Annotated in this window: 18 protein-coding genes; 6 read left to right on the forward strand and 12 right to left on the reverse strand. The window is 58.8% G+C overall.

Translation table 11 applies throughout. The annotated features are described in order from the left end of the window. Nucleotides 1-28 precede the first annotated feature (28 nt). Both otsA and otsB read right to left on the reverse strand, forming a co-directional pair. Nucleotides 29-1,432: an alpha,alpha-trehalose-phosphate synthase (UDP-forming) gene (otsA, locus tag AVCG78_RS17205; RefSeq protein ID WP_156582663.1), complete on the reverse strand. Its 1,404-nt coding sequence runs from the start codon at nucleotides 1,430-1,432 to the stop codon at nucleotides 29-31. 29 nt (nucleotides 1,433-1,461) lie between these two features. Next, nucleotides 1,462-2,262 carry a trehalose-phosphatase gene (gene otsB, locus AVCG78_RS17210; RefSeq protein ID WP_071202509.1) on the reverse strand — a complete coding sequence of 267 codons (801 nt, stop codon included), beginning with the start codon at nucleotides 2,260-2,262 and terminating at the stop codon, nucleotides 1,462-1,464. 212 nt (nucleotides 2,263-2,474) lie between these two features. Between otsB and thiD the strand changes: the two genes are divergently transcribed. Next, on the forward strand, nucleotides 2,475-3,332 hold the full coding sequence (gene thiD, locus AVCG78_RS17215) for a bifunctional hydroxymethylpyrimidine kinase/phosphomethylpyrimidine kinase (RefSeq protein ID WP_071202511.1): 858 nt from the start codon (nucleotides 2,475-2,477) through the stop codon (nucleotides 3,330-3,332). Nucleotides 3,333-3,343: 11 nt separating this feature from the next. Here the strand turns inward: thiD and AVCG78_RS17220 are convergent, their stop codons facing one another. The 3 genes from AVCG78_RS17220 to AVCG78_RS17230 all read right to left on the reverse strand — a co-directional run bounded on the left by AVCG78_RS17220 (nucleotide 3,344) and on the right by AVCG78_RS17230 (nucleotide 5,404). Then, nucleotides 3,344-3,748 (reverse strand): GFA family protein, encoded by a 405-nt coding sequence (locus tag AVCG78_RS17220; protein WP_071202513.1) that lies wholly within the window; start codon nucleotides 3,746-3,748, stop codon nucleotides 3,344-3,346. Nucleotides 3,749-3,796: 48 nt separating this feature from the next. After that, complete coding sequence (locus AVCG78_RS17225) at nucleotides 3,797-4,372, reverse strand: dual specificity protein phosphatase family protein (protein ID WP_071202514.1); 576 nt, start codon at nucleotides 4,370-4,372, stop codon at nucleotides 3,797-3,799. Between the two features lie 120 nt (nucleotides 4,373-4,492). Then, nucleotides 4,493-5,404: a pirin family protein gene (locus AVCG78_RS17230; protein WP_071202516.1), complete on the reverse strand. Its 912-nt coding sequence runs from the start codon at nucleotides 5,402-5,404 to the stop codon at nucleotides 4,493-4,495. A gap of 277 nt (nucleotides 5,405-5,681) precedes the next feature. On the opposite strand from AVCG78_RS17230, the gene AVCG78_RS17235 reads away from it, so the two are divergent. Then, nucleotides 5,682-6,497 carry a class II glutamine amidotransferase gene (locus tag AVCG78_RS17235; protein ID WP_071202800.1) on the forward strand — a complete coding sequence of 272 codons (816 nt, stop codon included), beginning with the start codon at nucleotides 5,682-5,684 and terminating at the stop codon, nucleotides 6,495-6,497. Nucleotides 6,498-6,533: 36 nt separating this feature from the next. Here AVCG78_RS17235 and AVCG78_RS17240 read toward each other — a convergent pair whose 3' ends face one another. Beyond that, the gene (locus AVCG78_RS17240; protein WP_071202519.1) at nucleotides 6,534-7,463 is read right to left on the reverse strand and encodes a LysR family transcriptional regulator; all 930 of its coding nucleotides are present in this window, start codon (nucleotides 7,461-7,463) and stop codon (nucleotides 6,534-6,536) included. 96 nt (nucleotides 7,464-7,559) lie between these two features. On the opposite strand from AVCG78_RS17240, the gene AVCG78_RS17245 reads away from it, so the two are divergent. Both AVCG78_RS17245 and AVCG78_RS17250 read left to right on the forward strand, forming a co-directional pair. Beyond that, entirely contained in the window at nucleotides 7,560-8,138 is a 579-nt protein-coding gene (locus AVCG78_RS17245) for a chromate transporter (protein ID WP_234665126.1), read from the forward strand. Further along, a complete protein-coding gene (locus AVCG78_RS17250) occupies nucleotides 8,135-8,656 on the forward strand; it encodes a chromate transporter (RefSeq protein ID WP_071202523.1) in 522 nt (173 codons plus the stop codon). The genes AVCG78_RS17245 and AVCG78_RS17250 overlap by 4 nt, the downstream gene beginning before the upstream one ends. On the opposite strand, the gene coaBC is transcribed toward AVCG78_RS17250, so the two are convergent. The 6 genes from coaBC to ubiE all read right to left on the reverse strand — a co-directional run bounded on the left by coaBC (nucleotide 8,653) and on the right by ubiE (nucleotide 15,350). Beyond that, complete coding sequence (gene coaBC / locus AVCG78_RS17255) at nucleotides 8,653-9,870, reverse strand: bifunctional phosphopantothenoylcysteine decarboxylase/phosphopantothenate--cysteine ligase CoaBC (protein WP_071202525.1); 1,218 nt, start codon at nucleotides 9,868-9,870, stop codon at nucleotides 8,653-8,655. The genes AVCG78_RS17250 and coaBC overlap by 4 nt on opposite strands. Before the next feature lie 94 nt (nucleotides 9,871-9,964). After that, a complete protein-coding gene (locus AVCG78_RS17260; RefSeq protein WP_071202528.1) occupies nucleotides 9,965-10,999 on the reverse strand; it encodes a sensor histidine kinase in 1,035 nt (344 codons plus the stop codon). Nucleotides 11,000-11,014: 15 nt separating this feature from the next. Beyond that, nucleotides 11,015-11,452, reverse strand: a complete 438-nt coding sequence (locus tag AVCG78_RS17265) for a response regulator (RefSeq protein WP_012654793.1) — start codon at nucleotides 11,450-11,452, stop codon at nucleotides 11,015-11,017. 2 nt (nucleotides 11,453-11,454) lie between these two features. Beyond that, nucleotides 11,455-12,942 carry a sensor histidine kinase gene (locus AVCG78_RS17270; RefSeq protein WP_081363307.1) on the reverse strand — a complete coding sequence of 496 codons (1,488 nt, stop codon included), beginning with the start codon at nucleotides 12,940-12,942 and terminating at the stop codon, nucleotides 11,455-11,457. Between the two features lie 6 nt (nucleotides 12,943-12,948). Further along, complete coding sequence (ubiB, locus tag AVCG78_RS17275) at nucleotides 12,949-14,532, reverse strand: 2-polyprenylphenol 6-hydroxylase (protein WP_071202530.1); 1,584 nt, start codon at nucleotides 14,530-14,532, stop codon at nucleotides 12,949-12,951. A gap of 41 nt (nucleotides 14,533-14,573) precedes the next feature. Then, nucleotides 14,574-15,350 carry a bifunctional demethylmenaquinone methyltransferase/2-methoxy-6-polyprenyl-1,4-benzoquinol methylase UbiE gene (gene ubiE / locus AVCG78_RS17280; protein ID WP_012654796.1) on the reverse strand — a complete coding sequence of 259 codons (777 nt, stop codon included), beginning with the start codon at nucleotides 15,348-15,350 and terminating at the stop codon, nucleotides 14,574-14,576. Between the two features lie 190 nt (nucleotides 15,351-15,540). Here ubiE and mutM point away from each other — a divergent pair, with 190 nt between their 5' ends. Both mutM and rpsT read left to right on the forward strand, forming a co-directional pair. Beyond that, entirely contained in the window at nucleotides 15,541-16,434 is an 894-nt protein-coding gene (mutM, locus tag AVCG78_RS17285) for a bifunctional DNA-formamidopyrimidine glycosylase/DNA-(apurinic or apyrimidinic site) lyase (RefSeq protein WP_071202532.1), read from the forward strand. Nucleotides 16,435-16,659: 225 nt separating this feature from the next. After that, nucleotides 16,660-16,926, forward strand: a complete 267-nt coding sequence (gene rpsT, locus AVCG78_RS17290; RefSeq protein WP_012654798.1) for a 30S ribosomal protein S20 — start codon at nucleotides 16,660-16,662, stop codon at nucleotides 16,924-16,926. The last annotated feature ends 933 nt before the right edge of the window (nucleotides 16,927-17,859 follow it).

The raw sequence follows: 17,859 nt of genomic DNA on the forward strand, positions 1-17,859 counted from the left end.
AAGATTGTGGTGCGGTCTCATTTTATTTTCACGCCGCTTCGGCGGATTTTTCTGTTGGCATTTCCATCAGATCTGACAGGAAGGTGTCACACCAGTGGTTGACATCGTTGATTAGCAGATGGTCCATCATGCCCTTCCAGCGTTGCTGACGCTCTGCAAGCGGCATATCGAGGGCGCGGGCAATGGCCTGGGCCGTGCCTTCCGTATCGTATGGATTGACCAGCAGCGCCCCTTTCAACTCGCGTGCCGCCCCGGCGAAACGCGATAGAACCAGAACGCCGGGATCATCGGGGTCCTGGGCTGCAACATATTCTTTGGCAACCAGGTTCATGCCGTCGCGCATCGGCGTCACCAGTCCAACCTTGGCCAGCCGGTAGAGCCCGGCCAGCACCGGACGCGCCACGGAGCGGGTCATGTAGCGGATCGGCACCCAATCCACAGTCCCCAGCGCGCCATTCACGCGCCCGGCCTGTTCGGCCACGGTGCGCTGCATGGCCTCATATTCCGGCACTTCAGAGCGGGATTTCGGGGTGATCTGCAAATAGGTGACCTTGCCCTGATAGTTCGGATTGGCATTGATGAAATGCTCATAGGCATCCAGTCGCTGGGTCAGGCCCTTGGAATAATCCAGCCGGTCTACGCCGATCACCAGTGCCTTGCCTTCGATGCTTTGCGCAGCACGCTTCACCATCACGTTTCGCACCGCCCTGCGGGCATAGGCGGCAAAGGCTGCCGTCTCAATACCAATTGGATAATTGCCCGCCTTGAACGTCCGGTCATGCGATTTGATTTTGTTGCCGGAGATCGCCTCGCCAATGCCTTCGCGCACCAGGGCGCCGACGAAATTGGCATGGTCGAAATCAGTCTGGAAGCCGACCAGATCGTAATGGGCGAGGCTCTCGATCAGTGTTTCATAGACCGGCATGGCAAACAGCACATCGGCGGGTGGCAGCGGAATATGCAGGAAGAAGCCGATCCGGTTCTTCACGCCCATCTGCCGCAATTCCTTGGCCAGCGGGATCAGATGATAATCCTGGACCCAGATCGTATCATCGGGCTTCAGCAGCGGCACGAGCCGCTCGGCAAAAAACCGGTTAACCCGGAAATAGCCGGTCATGTCCTTGCGGGCATAATCGGTCAGGTCAAGGCGGTAGTGAAACGTTGGCCACAGCACGCGGTTGGCAAAGCCGTGATAATATTCATCGACATCGCGGTCGGTCAGATCAGTCAGCGCGTAGGTGATCTTGCCATCCTCGATCATCGCAAGCTCACCGGCTTCTTCCTCGCCGCTGGAAACGCCCGACCAGCCCATCCAGATGCCGCCTTTCTCCTCAAGGGCAGCCCGCAAGGCGACGGCCAAACCTCCCGCCGGCGCCTTATTGGTCTTGTCGGGTACGGGAACACGGTTGGAAACCACAACAAGTCTGCTCATATCATTATCCTTCTTATCGTTTTTCAGCTTTAGCGGGCCAATCTGGCCAGCGTGTCACGCAGGAGCTGAGGGCTTGCCAGAGACTGGCTGGCCACGCTTCCTTCGAGATCGCCGACGCGGATCGACAGGCCGCCCAAGCGGTTGACGCATTCAAACATTGCCTCGTCGGTGACGTCGTCACCAATGGCGATGGCAACGCGGTCGGTGAAGGGCGGCTCCGCCAGATAGGACTGCAAGGCCCGACCCTTGTCAGCACTGTCGGGGCGGATTTCGACGACCATCTTGCCGCGTTGCAGTTCATAGCCGGGACCCGCTGCCTGAAAGGCGTCCACTATCGCTTTTTCCACCACGTCGGCGCAGGCGGGCGCTTGGCGATAGTGAACGGCGATGGCGGCACCCTTGTCCTCAACCAACACGCCTGGCCAGGCCTGTTCGAGCTTTGGAAGTTCTTCCTTGACAGCCAGAAAAGCCGGGCTCGGCTCACTGCGGATGACGGTGCCTTCAACCGTTCGCCGCTCGGTGCCGTGCAATCCGGCAATCGGGAAGTGCTTTGGCGCAAACAGCCGGTCAGCGTAGGCCAAGGCCCGCCCGGTCACGAGAGCAAGTGCCCCGCCCATGCGTCCTGACAGGGCGGCCAGATCGTCTGCCAGACCAACCGGCACACGGATACCATCCGGGCTCTCGGCGAGATCCAGCAAGGTACCATCAATATCGAGAAACAATGCGTAGCGGTGAGGCTCGGCCTGAAGAAGATCAAACAGCAGCGCTGCTGCGTCTTTTTGTTCGGTTCGAGCTGGCGATCGCTTGATTGCCGATTGCTGGTTTTCCATATCCCGCCTCGTTTCACACGACCTGTTGACGCCAGGATAACGACGGGTGTCCAGTTTGGTTCCCGCAAAATGCAGTTAATTGCGCAATGCAGCATAATTGGCGGGACCGTGACAGGGGCATGGAAAACTGCGATAGATCTGCACCGCCCGCCCACCTTTTCCATCAAAAGGAGCCGAGGTGTTGGAGACTATTGACTTCGACGAGGACGATCATGACCGTTCAAACAAACGACGAAACGCCGCCGCCTCGCATCGCCAATGTCTTGTCGATTGCCGGTTCCGATCCGTCTGGTGGAGCGGGTATTCAGGCGGACCTGAAGGTATTTTCGGCTTTGGGTGTCTATGGCATGGCGGCGCTGACGGCGCTGACGGCCCAGAATACCCAAGGGGTGGCAGCTGTCGAATTGCTGGATCCCGCATTCGTCGCAAGACAGGTTGAGACGGTTTTTGCCGATATCCGGGTCGATGCGGTGAAAATCGGCATGCTGGCCAATGCGGATATCGTCGGCGCGGTGGCCGCTGTGCTTTCAAGCCATCCGGCAGTGCCGGTTATCCTTGATCCGGTCATGGTTGCCAAGGGCGGGGCCGCGCTGCTGGATGACAAGGCAGTTGGCGCGCTGGTCGGGCAGTTCTTGCCGCGGGTCCGCCTGATCACCCCCAACCTGCCGGAGGCTGCCGCACTTCTGCGTGTGGCCGAGGCCGTGGACCGCGACGGCATGGAGGCACAGGCCAGGGCCTTGTTGGGACTGGGTGCCAAGGCGGTGCTTTTGAAGGGTGGGCATTTGCCCGGTAACGAGAGCCCCGATCTGCTGGTCACGCCAACGCTGACCCTGTGGCTGGAGGGCAAAAGGATTGCCACCGCCAACACTCATGGCACCGGTTGCTCGCTGTCCAGCGCGATTGCCGCCGAGCTTGCCAAGGCTGATGATAGTAGGACAAACGAAGCGCTGGCGCACGCTGTTACTGTGGCAAAGGCCTGGCTGGCTGGCGCTGTTCGGTCGGCAGGGCAACTGACTGTTGGTTCCGGCCACGGACCCGTTCATCATTTTTACCAGACATGGCCGAAATAGACGACACAATGTTATTCCGTCTCTGACCCTGGGAGGGCGCCGATGCTGTCAAGCCAGAGGACGGAGGACCGGCGCCAGCTTTGATGTTTTGGCAGCAGGGCGTCCCGTTGGTTGATGCTACCCCAGCGGATGCCCCAGATATCGGCATCCGTGCCCTCGCCAGTCGTCAGTACGGGGGCGCCGCAGTCCGGGCAGAAGAACTGATGGCGCACGCGACCGTTGTCACCGTATTTCACATAGGATTTCGGTGGGCTTCCCGTTAGATGCAGCTTGTCGCGCGGGGTTGAAACCGTGACCCGGAATGGTGAACCTGTCAGGCGTTGGCAATCGGTGCAATGGCAAATGCCGACATTCTCAGGGTCGATTTCGGCATGATAGGTCACATTGCCACAATGGCACTGTCCATCAATCTGCATGTTCTGAGCCTCCCGCGATGCATTCTAGGGGACTATAATGCATAAGGCTCAGCTTTCGATCCCCATGGCCTTTTCAAAATCCAGCCAACTGCGGTCCATGGCATAGGCCTTGGTGACATAGGGGATGCCAACATGGCCATAGATCACCGGCCAGAGTTGTTGCTCTGCTGTGTCCTCCTGCACGCCGGCGATCTGTTGCAGGTAGAGCACGGAGGCGAGACCGCTGCGGTCTGCACCGCCCTCGCAATGGATAAGGATGGGCTTTGGTGCGGATTTCAGCAGAGCAACCAGTTGCTCGGCCTTGTCAATGGTCAAGCCCTTGCCAGCCGACATGCGAAAATCGATGTGGTCGATACCAAGTTCCCGGGCGGTTGCGACTTCCTGCGCATACCAGGGCGAGGGTGATGATCCGCGCAGATTGACGATGGTCTTGATACCGTAGCGTCCGGCATAATCCTTGATATCGGCGGCACTCGGTTGCGCCGAGCGATAGAATTCACCAGGAATGACCTCGTGGAAATTGCCCGACATCCGGAGATAGCCAAGGTAAGCGCCGCAAGACAGCAGACCGGTCAGGCAGGCAAGGGCGGTATAGCGGATGGCTTTCGCCAGCAGGATGGACATGGGCTCACACAGGGTCGGATCAAATAACCATCCACCCTGTAAAAGCCGAACCTGACATCGAACTGAAAGACGCGACCACCTGCCGCGTCCTATCATCACAGTGTCGTCAATACGCAGTGATCAATGATCGGCCTTGATGAAGGTGCCGTTCTTCAACTCGCGCATGGCCTCCATCAGCTCTTCCCGGCTGTTCATGACGATCGGTCCATGCCAGGCCACTGGCTCCTTGATCGGCTTGCCGGTCACCAGCAGGAAGCGGATGCCCTTTTCGCCAGCCTGGACGGTGATTTCATCGCCGGTATCGAAAACCACCAGGGTGCGATTGCCCGAGAGGTCACGGATATTCAGTTCTTCGCCCTGAAATTCTTTCTCGACTTTGACACCGAACGGCTTGGAGGCATCGCGGAACGAGCCGGAGCCCGCGAAAATATAGGCGAAGGCCGACCGATAGGTATCGACAGGAAAACGCTTGGTCTTGCCGGGTGGAACGGAGATATCGAGATAAACAGGCTCTGCGGCAATGCCATCGACCGGGCCGGATTTGCCCCAGAAATCGCCGCTGATCACCCGCACCGCCGTGCCATCGTCATCGACCACGACAGGAATGTCGGCAGATTTGATGTCCTGATAGCGCGGTGCGGTCATTTTCAGCGAGGAGGGCAGGTTGGCCCAGAGCTGGAAGCCATGCATCTTGCCGGAAAAATCGCCCTTCGGCATTTCCTGATGCATGATGCCGCTACCTGCCGTCATCCACTGAAGATCACCGGCACCTAGCTGGCCCTGATTGCCGAGGCTGTCGCCATGGTCCACCGTTCCGGCCAGAACATAGGTGATGGTTTCGATACCGCGATGCGGATGCCAGGGAAAGCCGCGTATATAATCCTGCGGATCATCATTGCGAAAATCGTCCATCATCAGGAACGGATCAGTCATCGAGGGATCGCCGAAGCCGAAGACGCGGTGCAGCTTGACACCGGCACCTTCCATGGTGGGCGTGGCGCGGCTTTCATGTTTCACGGGGCGAATGGACATCGGTCTGGCTCCTTTTGAGCGGAATATGATTTGCAGCCAATATAAGGCTTTTCAAACGCAGGCGAAGGGCATCAAGCGCAACGCAGTGTTCACAGAAGCGGTTCTTCACGGACCCCCGCTCTTCACAAAACACAATGCCGCACTGCAAAATGTGATTACCTCTTTCGTCACGAATCTGACATGAAGAAAGCCGAGCTTTACGCTTCGTTATACACCTTCCTTCAAGATTGGCTCTGCCGGCTCCGCTGAGGACCGGTCTTGCCGGAGCATGAATGCCATGTGTCGTTGGGCAGCCTATCGGGGAGAACCGCTCTTTATCGAGGAGCTGGTATCGTCACCCGCCCATTCGCTGATCGAGCAATCCGTCTGCGCCACCCGCGCCAAGACATCCACCAACGCGGACGGTTTTGGCCTTGCCTGGTACGGCGACCGGCCGGAGCCAGGCCGGTTTCGCGATGTTTTGCCCGCCTGGTCGGACTGTAACCTGAAAAGCATCGCTCGGCAGATCCGCTCGCCGCTGTTTCTGGCGCATGTGCGCGCCGCAACCCATGGGGCGACCCGGCGCGACAATTGCCACCCGTTTGTGTATGGCAACTGGTCTTTCATGCATAACGGCCAGATCGATCACTTCGACCGTATCCGCCGCGCCATGGAAAGCATGCTGGACGACGAATATTTCAACGCCCGCACCGGCTCGACCGATTCCGAACTGCTGTTCCTGCTCGCCATGCAATTCGGCATGAAACATCGCCCGATTGCGGCGATGGCCGAGGCCATCGGTTTTGCCGAAAGGCTGAGCGCAGAGATCATTGGCACGACCAGGGTGCGTTTCACCGCCGCCTTCTCTGATGGCGAAGCGCTGTATGCCGTGCGCTATTCCACCGACGCCTTTGCCCCGACGCTGTATGCCGGGCCGATGGGGAGCAAGGGCGGGCATTGCCTGGTGTCCGAACCGCTCAACGATGACACGGAAACCTGGGTTGAGATCCCGCCGGGCAGCGCCGTGATCCTCAATGATGAGGGTCTGAATGTCATGGATTTCGAGCCGGAAATCGGCAACGCGCCTGCTCGGGTGACGGAAATGGCCGGCTAATCTGGGTTTGCCCTGGATGCCAATAGGGCTGCGGAATCATGGTGTGCTGATTTGCCGCCTCACTTCTTCAACGAAGGTCTTCAGCGCACCACGATAGGAATCGCGGCGATAGGCAAGCGAAAGCGGCGCATCGAGGCCGGAGCCGGGCGCAAAACGGCGATAGGCGACGCCGGAGGTTTCCAGTCGCGCCATGGACTGCGGAATGATCGACAGGCCGAGGCCCGCCGCTACCAGGCTGAGGGTGGAGACCAGTTTCGGAGCTTCCTGTGCGACATTGGGGCTGAAACCGGCGGCCTGGCAGGCGGCGATGATCCGGTCATACAGTCCTTGCGCCAGGGGGCGGCGATAGAGAACAAAAGTTTCTCCGGCCAGCGCGGCAAGAGCAACAGTATCCCTGTCGCCGTTTTGGCTGTGCAGGGCCAAAGGATGGGTGTCGGGCAGAGCCAGTACCATGTCTTCGATATCGACGGTCTCGATGCTGAGCGTTGGCCCCGATCCGGGCAAAGCACCGGCGGTGGCGCGGATGAAGGCCGCATCAAGCCGACCGGCGGACAATTCACCCAAAAGTTCCGTCGTAGAGCCTTCGTCCAGCCGCAGTTTCAGCGACGGCGAGGAGAGCCGCATGGCCCGCACGATGCTGGGCACCAGCGGATGAAAGACTGCCGAGGTGGTAAAGCCGATGGCAAGCTCGCCGATTTCGCCGCGCGCCGCCCGCTGTGCGGCCTCAACGGCCATATCCACATCGGCAAGGATCTGTCGGGCGCGGGCGATAAACGCCATTCCGGCCTCGGTCAAGGCCATGCCGCGTGGCTTGCGGATAAACAGCGTCACCCCGACCTCTGTTTCCAGAGCCTTGATCTGCTGGCTGAGAGGTGGCTGTTGCAGGCCAAGCCGCTCCGCCGCCCGGGTCAGATGGCCCTCTTCGGCGACAGTCACGGCATAGCGGAGGTGACGTAGTTCAATCATGCCATATCTTTAACATATGGAGAGTGGGTTATCCATATATTGGACATCAGGATTTGAGGGGCGTATGGAAGAGAAAAGACGAAGCGGACGATGGTCATGACGAAGACAGTTCAACGGGAGACAGTTCAGGCCGAGCCGCCGCTCCATCATCCCGGCATCGCCGAATTGTTTACTGGCTTTCTAGGCCTTGGCCTGATGGGGTTCGGCGGCGTATTGCCGATGGCGCGGCGGATGATGGTGGAGGACCGGCGCTGGCTCTCCCCTGGCGAATTCATGGACCTGCTTGGCCTCTGTCAGTTCCTGCCGGGTGGTAATATCATCAATATGTCGGTGGCGGTTGGGTTGAAGTTCCAGGGCTGGAGGGGTGCGCTGGCCGCCGCCTTCGGCTTGATTGCCGCGCCGACGGCCATAGTCATCTGTCTCGGTTACATTTACGACCGTTACCGCGACAATCCGCAGGTCGAACATCTGTTTGCGGGTCTGGCGGCTGCTGCATCGGGTCTGCTGATCTCGCTGGCCTGGAAAGTCCTGCAACCGCTGAAACACAAGCTCTGGGCGCTGGCCATCGTCGCCCTGTGTTTCATTGCCATTGCGGTCTTTCGACTGCCGCTGTTCGCCACCATGCTTGTTCTGGCGCCGGTCTCTATTGTTCTGAGCTGGAAATTGTCGAAATGATTGCCACCCTGATTTCTCTTGCCCTGATTTTCACGGAACTGTCGCTGATCGCCTTTGGTGGTGGCAACGCCATCCTGCCCGAAATGCAGCGCCGGGTGGTGGAGGTCCAGCATTGGATGAGCGCCAGCGAATTCAGCGCGCTGTTTGCGCTGGCCCAGGCGGCTCCGGGACCGAATATGATGGTGGTGCCGCTGGTCGGCTGGCATGTGGCGGGCTTTGCCGGGGTGGTCGTCACCTCCATCGCCAAATTCGGCCCGTCCTCGCTGATCACCGCTGGAGCCGTGACACTCTGGGAGCGTTTCAAGGACCGGCCTTGGCGGCGGATCGTCCAGGCCGGGCTTGCACCGATGACGGCTGGCCTCGTCACCTCCAGCGCTGCTGTGATCACCAAGGCTTCGGCAACCAGCCCAATTCTCATCGGCATTGCGGCGGGCTGTGCGGTGCTGACCGCGATGACCAAGGTTCACCCGCTGATCGCGCTGGGCAGCGGCGCGCTGATCGGACTTATCTTTATTTAGAGAGATTTGACGCCGAGCATCCCGGCAATGGTTTGGGCAAGCCGGTCGGCAACGGCATCCTTGTCCATATCCGGCCAGTCCTCGGTGCGATCCTTGTAGATCAGGGTCACCCGGTTTCGGTCGCCGCCCATGATGCCGGTTTGTGGTGAAACATCGTTGGCGACAATCAGGTCAGCACCTTTCCGCTCCAGCTTAGCACGGCCATTGTCCTCGACATTCTGGGTCTCCGCAGCAAAGCCGACCACCAGTGCCGGGCGTTTTTCATGGTGTCCAACAGTCTTCAGAATGTCTGGATTTTCGGTCAGCGTCAGCATGGGCGCGGCATCGCCCGGCTGCTTCTTGATCTTTTGGTCCGATGCCATCTCGACCCGCCAGTCCGCCACCGCTGCGACCATGACGGCGATATCGGCGGGCAGGTGGGCGAGCACAGCGTCGCGCATGTCCTCGGCCCGCTCCACATGGATCGTTTTGACGCCTGTCGGGTCCGCAAGGCTGACCGGGCCGGACACCAGTGTCACCTCGGCACCCAGCTGGGCAAGAGCCCCGGCAATAGCATGGCCCTGCTTGCCGGAGGAGCGGTTGGCAATATAGCGCACGGGATCGATCGGCTCATGGGTCGGGCCTGAGGTGACAATGGCCTTTTTGCCTGCCAACGGCTTGAAGGAGTCGTCAAGACAGGCTTCGACCTTGGCAACGATCTCCAGCGGCTCGGCCATGCGGCCAAGACCTTTCTCGCCGCTCTCGGCCATTTCGCCGGCCATCGGCCCGATGAACTGGATGCCATCGGCCTTCAGTTGCGCAACATTGCGCAGGGTGGCGGGATGCGCCCACATTTTCGGGTTCATGGCCGGTGCGATCAGCACGGGCCGGTCGGCGGCAAGCAGCACCGCCGAGGCCAGGTCATCAGCCAGCCCATGCGCCATTTTCGCCATCAGGTCGGCGGTCACGGGCGCAACGACGATCAGATCGCAATCACGGGCCAGCCGGATATGGCCGACATCCTGTTCGTCCTCGCGAGAAAACAGGTCGGTATAGACATGGGAGGCCGAGAGCGCGCCGACCGCGAGCGGCGTGATGAATTCCTGGGCGGCCCGCGTCATGATCGGGCGCACCGAGGCACCTCGCTCGCGCAGCCGCCGGATCAGCTCCAGGCTTTTATAGGCGGCAATGCCGCCGCTGATGATCAGGAGAATACGCTTATCTGTCAGCGTCATGAAAAGCCTGCCATGAAATTATCGGTGCGAACCGGACATTACCGCATAAGCGCCTGAAAGGAGAAATGATAAGATACGGAATCGATCCAATCCTCTATCGGGCTAGGTCTATCGGCACGCAGGCAATCGTTCCCGCAGCGATCTCCTGGTAGAAGAGCCCTTCGCCCAGCGTTGCGGCCATGGATTTGATGATCCGGCTGCCGAGGCCAGTGCCCTTCGGGGCAGCGCCAGGACTGATGCCGATGCCGTCATCCTCCACCGTCAACAGCGCATGGCCGGGCTGCGCATGACACAGCCGCACGCGGATTTCGCCGTCCTTGCGGTCGGGATAGGCATATTTGATCGCATTGGTCACCAGTTCGGTGACGATCATGCCGATGGAGACGGCGCGGTCAGCGGTGAGAGAAATCGGCTCGGCATCGACTGTCAGGGTGATCGGCTTGTCGGGATTGGCAAGCGAACCGCCGATTTCCCGCACCAGATTGGCGATATAAATGTCCATATCGACCCGGCTGACATCGTCTGACGTGTAGAGGCTGCGATGCATGCCGGCAATGGCGGTAATGCGAGCCTGGGTCTCTGTCAGCTCGGCCTTGACCTCATCGCTGCGGGCATTGGAGATCTGAAGCCGCAGCAGGCTTGCCACCAATGCCAAGCTGTTGGCGACGCGATGGTTGACTTCGCTGAGCAGCGCTTCCGCCCTTTCCTTGGCAAGGCGGATTTCCTCGTCCGCTTTGACCTTGGCTTCGCGCAGCCGGGCATTTTCGACCGATTGTCGGATGGCGCTTTCCAGCAGCGACAGGAAATCCTCGCTGGTGGTCTTGATGACGTAATCGGAGGCGCCTGCCTTGATCGCGTCGATGGCAATACGGGCTTCGTTGGAACCGGTCACATAGACCACCGGCGTCATGATATGCCGTCCACGCAAATGCGCCAGCACATCGTGACCGGTCATATTGCTGAGATAATGATCGAGAACAATAACGTCGAAGTTTTCTGACACCAGAAAGCCCAGCGCCCGCTCCAGATCTTCGGCATGGGTGACGGAATGTCCGTTGCGCCCGAGCGCTTTCTGCACCAGCCGCACGATGGCCGGGTCGTCATCGAGATAAAGAATTCGGACATTCATGGGGCGGTCGGCTCGTTACGGGATCTGCATCACGGAAAAAAACAGCCCGAGCTGACGAATTGCATTGGCAAAATTGTCATAATCCACCGGCTTGGTGATATAGACATTCGCGCCAAGATCGTAGCAGCGCTGGATTTCCCGTTGATCATCCGTTGTGGTGAGAATGACGACCGGCAGCCGACGTGTGTGCTGATTGGTCTTAACTTGTTCGAGTATATCGGTGCCCGACATATCCGGCAAGTTAAGATCCAGTAAAATTAGCAGGTAACGATCTGCCGAGGTTTCGCCGGAACGGTCCGTGCCCAGGATATAATCCAGCGCGTCGGTGCCATTGGTAAACGGCACGATCTCATTGTTGACCCCGGCCCGGCGAACATTTTTCTCGATCAGGCGTGCATGTCCCTCGTCGTCTTCGACCATGACGATGGTCACTTCCTTAGCCACTGCTTTCATGCTCAGGTCCCTACCAGTTTCGAAAGGTCGCGCGGCAAGCGCAAAATAAATGTCGAGCCGACGCCGATCTTGGAGCGTACGGTAATTTCACCTCCCAGGTTGCGCGTCAATGAGCGCACATGGGCAAGGCCAATGCCTTCACCCACCTGGTTCTGCTGTCCCGAGCGGCGGAAAAGCTCGAAAATCCGTTCATGATCCTGCTCAGCAATGCCGCGGCCATTGTCCTCTATTTCCAGGCGAATGAAGTGCCGTCCATCCGAGACCGCCCGGATAGAAAGAACGACCGGGCGATCTGGGGACTTATATTTGATAGCGTTGTCAAAAAGGTTACCGAGAATTTGCTCCAGGGACAACCTGTCGGATATGATGCTGGCAACGTCGGTTGAAATTTCGGTATGCCCGCCGCTCTCGCCGATCTGGTGGTGGACGCTGGCGGCCGTTGTCTCGATCAGCGGCCTCAGATCCAGCTCTTCCGGCTTGAGCTGGCGGCGTCCGTCGCGTGAGATTTTCAGGATGGCGTTGATCAGCCCGTCCATCTTGCGGGTCGAGGAGCGGATGAAGGAAATCGCTTCCGGCAGGTCCTCGGAGGCGGCAAGCCGTGCATCCTCGATCTGTTGCGGCGTCAAGGGTTGCCCATCCGCCAGAACATAGGTCTTCAATATCTGGAGCGCGCTGTCCAGTTCGGCGGTAAAGCCCATGATATTGACGAGGGGTGCGCGCAGGTCGTGGGTGATGATATAGGCGAAGCGCTGGATTTCCTGGTTGGCCTGCATCAGGTCTTCGGTTCGCTCCTGCACACGTTCTTCCAGCCCCGCATTGAGGACCTCCACCTCCTGGCGGGCCTTCAACAGATCGCGCACGTGCTGGATGATGATCAGGATCGCGCCGCCGATCACGATCACGATGGCCACGGCCCCGCCGATGGTAAAGACCTGCAACCAGCCGATGGCCAGCAGCTGACTGGCAATTCCCTGGTCTATCCTGTTGTCGGATTCGTCGCGGACCTCGTCAAGCACGGTGCGGATCTGGTCCATCAACTGCTTGCCGTAACCGGCCCGGACAAGTTCGTAGGCCTGGCGGATGTCGCCGCTGCGGGTCAGCTCGACGGTCCTGGCCAATTCTTCAAGCTTGGCCTTTACCAATTCGCGCAGCTTCTCGACATCCGGGGCATGCTCAGGGCGCGGCTCCAGCAGATGGACGAGACTGTCCATTTCCGTGGTCACATCGCCGATGGCCTGGCTGTATGGTGTCAGGAAAGCGACATCACGGGTAATCAGATAGCCTCTCTGCCCCGTTTCAGCATCAGTCAGCGTCTGCATCAGGTCGGCGCTGGCGCGCCGAATGACCCGCTCCTCGACAACAGTTCCGAAGGTGACGCGAGTCTTGCCGGTCAGCCACAGGGTCGAGCCGATCAGGCTGACCAGGAGAAGGCAGCCCAGGCCAAGCACAAACAGACTGGAGCGGATGAAACCTGCGTTTGTTGCCGACATGCAATCCTACCCGCCATGACCCAGTTGAAACGCAATGAACAGCAGGCAGAGCGCAATCACCCAAAGCGCCAGCCGGCCTGAGCGGCTATGCCGCGCCTGCGCCCTGCCGATAGCATCGGTGGTGCTCTCGTCGAAACGCAGTCCATGCTCGCTCATCTGCATCAATTCACTATGGAATTTCTCGGTTTTGGCAGCGATTTCCGGCAGGGCTTCCGCCACCCGCACTGCGGCGCGAATGCCGTCCTTCATGTCGGTGACGATGCGCTTTGGACCGAGATTGGCTTTGATCCAGTCCGCGACGACAGGCTCTGATGCCTTCCACATGTTGAACCGTGGATTGAGCATCCGCGAGACACCTTCGACCACCACCATGGTTTTTTGCAGCATCACCAGTTCCGGCCGGGTCTGCATGTCGAACAGTTCGGTGACTTCAAACAGCAGGGTCAGCAACCGGGCCATGGAAATGGTTTCAGCGGGCTGGCCGTGAATGGGCTCGCCGATCGCCCGGATCGCCTGGGCAAAACTGGCCATATTGTGATGAGATGGCACATAGCCGGCTTCGAAATGCACTTCCGCCACCCGCATGTAATCGCGGGTGATGAAGCCATAGAGAATTTCCGCCAGAAACCGCCGTTCTTTCTTGCCGAGCCGTCCGCAAATGCCCATGTCCACGGCAACGATCATGCCTGTTGGATCGACGAACAGATTGCCCGGATGCATGTCGGCATGGAAGAAGCCGTCGCGCAACGTATGGCGCAGAAAGGACTGGATTAGCGTATCGGCCAGCGCATCGAGATCGTGACCAGCGGCTTTCAGCGCCTCGACATCGGACATCTTGACGCCGTCAATCCATTCCATGGTGATGACGTCGCGGCCCGTGCGTTCCCAATCGACCTGCGGGACCCTGAAGCCGGGATCACTGGCGGTGTTTTCGCCCAGTTCCGACAGAGCGGCGGCCTCAAGCCGCAGGTCCATTTCCACTTTCGTGGTCTGCTCAAGCGTTTTCGTCACCTCGACGGGGCGCAATCTGCGGGTCTGCGGCAGCAGCATTTCCTGCAAATGCGACACGAGATACATGACTTCGAGATCGGCAGCGAAACGGCGGCGCACGCCGGGACGGATCACCTTGACGGCAACTTTTTTGGCACCAGCTGGCGTTTCCACCATGCAGGGATGCACCTGGGCGATGGAGGCCGCGGCAATCGGCTCGCCGAAACTGGCATAAAGCTCCTCGACCGGACGCCCAAGCGACAATTCAATCGATGCCTTGGCCTCTCCCGTTGGAAAGAACGCCATGCGGTCCTGCAATCCGGTTAGATCATCGGCGAGTTCGGCGCCGACCACATCCGGCCGGGTCGCCAGGAACTGGCCAATCTTGGCGTAGGACGGCCCCAGCCGCTCGACGGCTTGGGACAGGCGGTCGGACCGCAATGTGCCTCGGGCGCGCTTGCGCTCGAAGACTGCGGCGACTTTCTTTGCAAAGCCGACGCTCGGCGGCAGTCCTTCGGACGGCAGCGCCGAGACGACACCTTCGCGAACGAGAATCCAGCCGACACGGGCCAACCTGAAATAAGCGCTGACTGTGCTCATCAATCGATCTTCAATCCGGCGGTCTTTCGGTCAGGCATTGTTCAGATCTTCCAGCCGGAATGGAGGGCGGCAATGCCGCCAGTGTAGTTGGTGAAGGACACCTTGGAAAAGCCCGCCTTGGTGATCATCGCGGCAAAATCCTGCTGATTGGGGAATTTGCGGATCGATTCCACCAGATATTGATAGGGCTCGGCCTCACCGGTGATCATCTTGCCGAACCGTGGGATCGCCTTGAATGACCATTGATCGTAAAAGCGATCCAGCAGCGGCATCTGCACCTCGGAAAATTCCAGCACCAGAAGGCGCCCGCCGCGTTTCAGCACGCGGTAGGCCTCGCTCAGCGCGACATCGATGCGGGGCACATTGCGAATACCAAAGGCGATCGTATAGGCGTCGAATTGGTTTGCTTCGAAGGGCAGGGCCTCGGCATTGGCCTCAACGAAGGTGAGATTGTCGGAGAGGCCTTTTTTCTGGGCCCGCTCCTGGCCGACACCCAGCATGGAGCCGTTGATATCGAGCACGGTGGCATGGGCAAGCCTGCGGGAGGCTTCGATGATGCGAAAGGCGATATCGCCCGTGCCGCCGGCCACGTCCAGCACCTTGTAGCCTGCATCCTTGCGCGGGTTGAGGGCGGCAATCAGCGCATCCTTCCAAACCCGGTGCATGCCGGCCGACATCACATCGTTCATGATGTCGTAGCGCTTGGCAACCTTGTGGAACACGTCGTTGACGAGACCTTGCTTTTCGCCTTCCGCCACATCGCGGAAGCCGTAGGAGGTTTCCATGCCGCCATCGGCGGAGGTGCGGCTTGCGACCATCGGCTCAACTCCATTCTCTCTAAAACTATATCAGCGACCTTGGCGAGGCCCGGTCCCTTGCACTATGTCTGCGGCACGATTGCAATAGCCCGTCGGAATATTGGCGGGATATTGGCAGGGCAATGCCATAACAGGCCGTCTGGTCCTTAAACCATGATGCGTGCCACTGAAATAGAAACATGGAGCCTTCATGCCGGAATTACCAGAGGTGGAAACCGTAAAACGGGGACTGGCGCCATCCATGGAGGGGCGGCGGCTGACCCGTCTGGAACTTCGGCGGCCGGATCTGCGCTTTCCCTTGCCGGTCGATTTTGCGGCGAGGACGCAAGGCCGGCTTATCGTCTCTCTGTCGCGGCGAGCGAAATACCTGCTGATCGATCTCGATGACGGTGTCTCGATTGTCTCCCATCTCGGCATGTCCGGCTCCTATCGGATCGAAGCCGCAAATGAGACCGGCCTGCCCGGTCAGTTTCATATGGCGCGCTCGCGAGATGAAAAGCATGACCATGTGATCTTTCATCTGAGCGGGCCGGAGGGCGACCCTTTGAGGGTGATTTATAATGACCCACGCCGCTTCGGCTTCATGGATATGGTCGAACGCCGTCACATGGATCGTCATGCCGCCTTTGCCGGGCTGGGGCCGGAGCCGGTCGGCAATGCGCTCGATGCCGACTATCTGGCCTTCCGGTTCAAGGGCAAGGCGCAGCCTTTGAAAACCGCCCTTCTCGATCAGAAGGTGATTGCCGGTCTTGGCAATATCTATGTCTGCGAAGCCTTGTGGCGGGCGCATCTGTCGCCGGAGACACCGGCACGCGCGCTGGTCACTGCGCAAGGAAAGCCCGTGGCGGCACTGGAAGACCTGACGCAGGCCATTCGCACGGTCATCGCCGAGGCGATCGAGGCCGGCGGTTCCTCGCTGCGCGATCATATCCAGGCCGATGGCTCGCTCGGTTATTTCCAGCATAGTTTCAATGTCTATGACCGCGAAGGCGAAGCCTGCCGCACCCCTGGCTGCACAGGGACGGTCGAGCGCATGACCCAGGCGGGGCGGTCTACCTTCCATTGCCCTCAGTGCCAGAGATGAAGCGCCTTCGGGCCTCTGGCGAAAATGATGTGGCGGTTCGAAGGGCGCCTGCCGGCACAAAGGTTGAGAAAGCGCGTTGACGACGCCGTTCTTTCCCGCTATATGCCCGGCCACAGTTAGGAAAGCTTATCGCTTTCCACGATTGCTCCCGAATTGCTGGTATTGCAGGTCGCAACGACTTGGCGGCGAAGGTGGAGTTTTGGTTCGTATTCGAGAGAGGCATCCATGGCCAATACTACATCGGCGAAGAAGGCGACCCGCAAGATCGCTCGCCGCACCGCAATCAACAAGAGCCGCCGTACGCGCGTTCGTAACTTTGTGCGCAAGGTTGAAGAAGCCATCGCTTCTGGCGATCAGGCACTGGCTGCAGCCGCATTGAAGGCTGCCCAGCCTGAACTGCACCGCGCTGCTTCCAAGGGCGTTGTTCACGCCAATACCGCGTCGCGCAAGATTTCGCGTCTTGCCAGCCGCGTCAAGGCGCTCGCCGCCTAATTTTCGTCGAAAATTAACATTTTGATCAGCCTGGCTTTTTAGCCGGGCTTTTCGCGTTTTGATATTTTTCTCATTTCATCACTATTGCACGTTACGGTTTCATGTCACTCCAGTGACACGATATTCCTTTTTAGATCAATGGCTTGCCGGAGGTTCTCCCTCCTGATCGATCTTTCCTTTACGGCAGGACTGTGCGATTTTGAGTCAAGTGATTTTTTTATTTTCAGGCAATATCAGGGCTTGCAATGATGGAGCCCGCCAAACTCCTTGATTCAAAAGCGATTCTTTTTTGGCTTTTGTGCTCCGGGAAACTTCCGGGACGGAGTCAATGGCGCGCTGTTAATTTTAGGTAAAATTCATTGTTGATCTCGGCATTCGATCCTGCCTAAATGCATTTCAAGAGAGGTGCGGATCTTGGCTCCTGTCGGAAAGACACAAGCTGCAAAAGCTGGTTTTTCTGAAAATCCTCTCCGGGCGGAACGGCTCAGTTTCGTTTCATCATACATTGGTTCTCATACGGAACTCGTTTCCATTTCAGGAAACGAGAGTTGGAGTTTGTGTGTCCAGCTTAAGTTGGAAGCATACTATTTAAATTTCTGAATAAGAGAGGGAAAGACTGGCCCGACATAAACGAGGATGAAGGGCCTTGAACGAAATACCTGTGTCATAACGGCATATGCTCATTCCTTGCTGCATTAAATTAGGCAATGCGGATTGAGGAGCTCCATTTGGCAGATATGATGATCAGCATGGTTTGCGTTCTTTAAGACGCATGCTGCTGTGAGAATGCATGATGGTGAATGCCTGACGAGACCGGTGTCCTTACGAGGGGATGTCGGTGTTGGAAGTCTCAGGCAGTCAAATGCAAGAACTTGAAGCGTCGGCCAGCAATGGCAACTGGCCGGCACATGTGGACAATTGGAAGGCGGCGAG

The organism is Gillisella vitis (genome assembly GCF_021559775.1).
In the GTDB taxonomy this organism is placed as follows: domain Bacteria; phylum Pseudomonadota; class Alphaproteobacteria; order Rhizobiales; family Rhizobiaceae; genus Allorhizobium; species Allorhizobium ampelinum.

What these genes read in the sequence shown, in the direction of transcription:
- otsA (WP_156582663.1), bottom strand. Translation starts at nt 1,432, where the DNA reads ATGAGCAGACTTGTTGTGGTTTCCAACCGTGTTCCCGTACCCGACAAG.
- otsB (WP_071202509.1), bottom strand. Translation starts at nt 2,262, where the DNA reads ATGGAAAACCAGCAATCGGCAATCAAGCGATCGCCAGCTCGAACCGAA.
- thiD (WP_071202511.1), top strand. Translation starts at nt 2,475, where the DNA reads ATGACCGTTCAAACAAACGACGAAACGCCGCCGCCTCGCATCGCCAAT.
- AVCG78_RS17220 (WP_071202513.1), bottom strand. Translation starts at nt 3,748, where the DNA reads ATGCAGATTGATGGACAGTGCCATTGTGGCAATGTGACCTATCATGCC.
- AVCG78_RS17225 (WP_071202514.1), bottom strand. Translation starts at nt 4,372, where the DNA reads ATGTCCATCCTGCTGGCGAAAGCCATCCGCTATACCGCCCTTGCCTGC.
- AVCG78_RS17230 (WP_071202516.1), bottom strand. Translation starts at nt 5,404, where the DNA reads ATGTCCATTCGCCCCGTGAAACATGAAAGCCGCGCCACGCCCACCATG.
- AVCG78_RS17235 (WP_071202800.1), top strand. Translation starts at nt 5,682, where the DNA reads ATGTGTCGTTGGGCAGCCTATCGGGGAGAACCGCTCTTTATCGAGGAG.
- AVCG78_RS17240 (WP_071202519.1), bottom strand. Translation starts at nt 7,463, where the DNA reads ATGATTGAACTACGTCACCTCCGCTATGCCGTGACTGTCGCCGAAGAG.
- AVCG78_RS17245 (WP_234665126.1), top strand. Translation starts at nt 7,560, where the DNA reads ATGACGAAGACAGTTCAACGGGAGACAGTTCAGGCCGAGCCGCCGCTC.
- AVCG78_RS17250 (WP_071202523.1), top strand. Translation starts at nt 8,135, where the DNA reads ATGATTGCCACCCTGATTTCTCTTGCCCTGATTTTCACGGAACTGTCG.
- coaBC (WP_071202525.1), bottom strand. Translation starts at nt 9,870, where the DNA reads ATGACGCTGACAGATAAGCGTATTCTCCTGATCATCAGCGGCGGCATT.
- AVCG78_RS17260 (WP_071202528.1), bottom strand. Translation starts at nt 10,999, where the DNA reads ATGAATGTCCGAATTCTTTATCTCGATGACGACCCGGCCATCGTGCGG.
- AVCG78_RS17265 (WP_012654793.1), bottom strand. Translation starts at nt 11,452, where the DNA reads ATGAAAGCAGTGGCTAAGGAAGTGACCATCGTCATGGTCGAAGACGAC.
- AVCG78_RS17270 (WP_081363307.1), bottom strand. Translation starts at nt 12,942, where the DNA reads ATGTCGGCAACAAACGCAGGTTTCATCCGCTCCAGTCTGTTTGTGCTT.
- ubiB (WP_071202530.1), bottom strand. Translation starts at nt 14,532, where the DNA reads ATGAGCACAGTCAGCGCTTATTTCAGGTTGGCCCGTGTCGGCTGGATT.
- ubiE (WP_012654796.1), bottom strand. Translation starts at nt 15,350, where the DNA reads ATGGTCGCAAGCCGCACCTCCGCCGATGGCGGCATGGAAACCTCCTAC.
- mutM (WP_071202532.1), top strand. Translation starts at nt 15,541, where the DNA reads ATGCCGGAATTACCAGAGGTGGAAACCGTAAAACGGGGACTGGCGCCA.
- rpsT (WP_012654798.1), top strand. Translation starts at nt 16,660, where the DNA reads ATGGCCAATACTACATCGGCGAAGAAGGCGACCCGCAAGATCGCTCGC.